Below are 1,613 nucleotides of genomic sequence, written 5' to 3'. Positions count from 1 at the left end.
CCCCAGACCCCCACCCGTCCCGATGCCCCGGCCACCCACGACCACGAACACCCACAGGCATCGAGCTCCCCACACAAGACGCCCCACGTCACGGCAAAGTCCTTCGAACCCCCTCAACCCGCGGACCCGTCGGAACACCCGAAGCCCTTGAAACCGTGGGACCACCCAGAGCCTTCGGAACTGGGGGACCACCCGAAGTCCACCCAACCGTCGAGCCGCCCGAGCCCTTCAGAACCGGCGATGCCCCGAAACCCTCGGACCTGCGGCGTGCAGAGCCCGAGGAACCGCAGCACTCGGAGCCCACGAAGCCGGCGGAGAGCCCGGAACCCTCAGAACCGCTGGAGGGCCCGGAGCGCGCAGAACCATTGGAGGGTGCGGAACCTTCGGAAGCCCCGCTCCGCAAGCAGCGGGACTACCGCCTCCTCTGGTCGGCCCGCACCATCTCCATCACCGGCTCAGAGGTCTCCAAGCTGGCGGTCCCCCTGACCGCCGTCACCCTCCTGTCCGCCGCCCCCTGGCAGATGGGCCTGCTCACCGCCGCCGCGTCGATCCCGGCCCTCGTGTTCGGCCTCCAGAGCGGCGCCATCGCCGACCGCCTCACCAAACACCGGCCCACCATGATCGCCTGCGAGCTGGTCTCCTGCGCGGCGGCGGCCACCGTCCCACTCGCCTGGTACCTCGGCCTGCTGAACGTCACCTGGCTGATCATCGTCGCCCTGGTGATCGGCTCGGCAGGAGTCCTGTTCAAGGCCGTGAACTTCCCGTACGTGGCCGCCATCGTCTCCCCCGACCAGCGGACCCAGGCCATGGCCGGCTTCCACGCCTCCTACTCGGTCGCCTCCGTGGGCGGCCCCGGCCTGGGCGCGCTGCTGGTGCAACTCCTGACGGCCCCGATCGCCATCCTGGCCGAGGCGCTGTCCTTCCTGGCCTCGGCGCTGCTCCTACGCTCCATCCGGACGCCGGAGCACAACGAACCCGCCCCCTCACGCGGCATGTGGCGCGACGTCGTGGCGGGCCTGCGCGCCAGCACCGGACACCCGGTACTCCGCGCCCTGCTCGGCGCCGGCGTCACGATCAACTTCTTCGCCATGGCATACACCGCCGTCCACATGCTCTACCTGGTGAACACCTTGGGCATCCCGAAGGCCCTGGTCGGACTGCTCATCGCCCTGTCCGGCGCGGGCGGCCTGTTCGGCGCGTGGCTCACGTCCCGCGTGTCGAAGCGTTACGGCGAGAACCGCGTCCTGCTGATCTCGGTGCTCTTCTTCCCCATCGACGTCCTGGCCGTCGGCCTGCTGGACGGCCCCCTGTGGTGGAAACTCACCCTGCTCTCACTCACGGCCGTGCTCACCGGCGGCATCGTGGTCGCGTTCGCCACCTGTATGGGCGCCATCACCTTGCGCGAGGTCGCCCCGGACCTCCGCGGCCGCGTGAACGCCACGATGACGTTCGCCGTTCAGGGTGTCCTGTCCCTGGGCGGGCTCGCCGGTGGCTTCCTGGCGGAACTGATCGGCCTGCGCGCGGTCATCCTGATCTGCGCGGCGGGCATAGCCCTGAGCACCATCTGGATCTGGACGTCCCCCCTCCGCCACACCAACCCATCCCCCAAAGAA

At 69.8% G+C, this 1,613-nt stretch carries 1 protein-coding gene; it reads left to right on the top strand.

Annotated features, from left to right (window positions below; genetic code table 11):
• Window positions 1–365: 365 nt before the first annotated feature.
• On the top strand, window positions 366–1,613 hold a 1,248-nt coding region (locus tag HII36_RS55055; protein ID WP_173531362.1), incomplete at its 3' end, for an MFS transporter.

Origin of the sequence: Nonomuraea antri, from assembly GCF_013283785.1 — a bacterium.
Lineage (GTDB): Bacteria > Actinomycetota > Actinomycetes > Streptosporangiales > Streptosporangiaceae > Nonomuraea > Nonomuraea antri.
The sequence above is the reverse complement of the archived record's forward strand: the minus strand, read 5'-3'. Positions and strand labels throughout refer to the sequence as shown.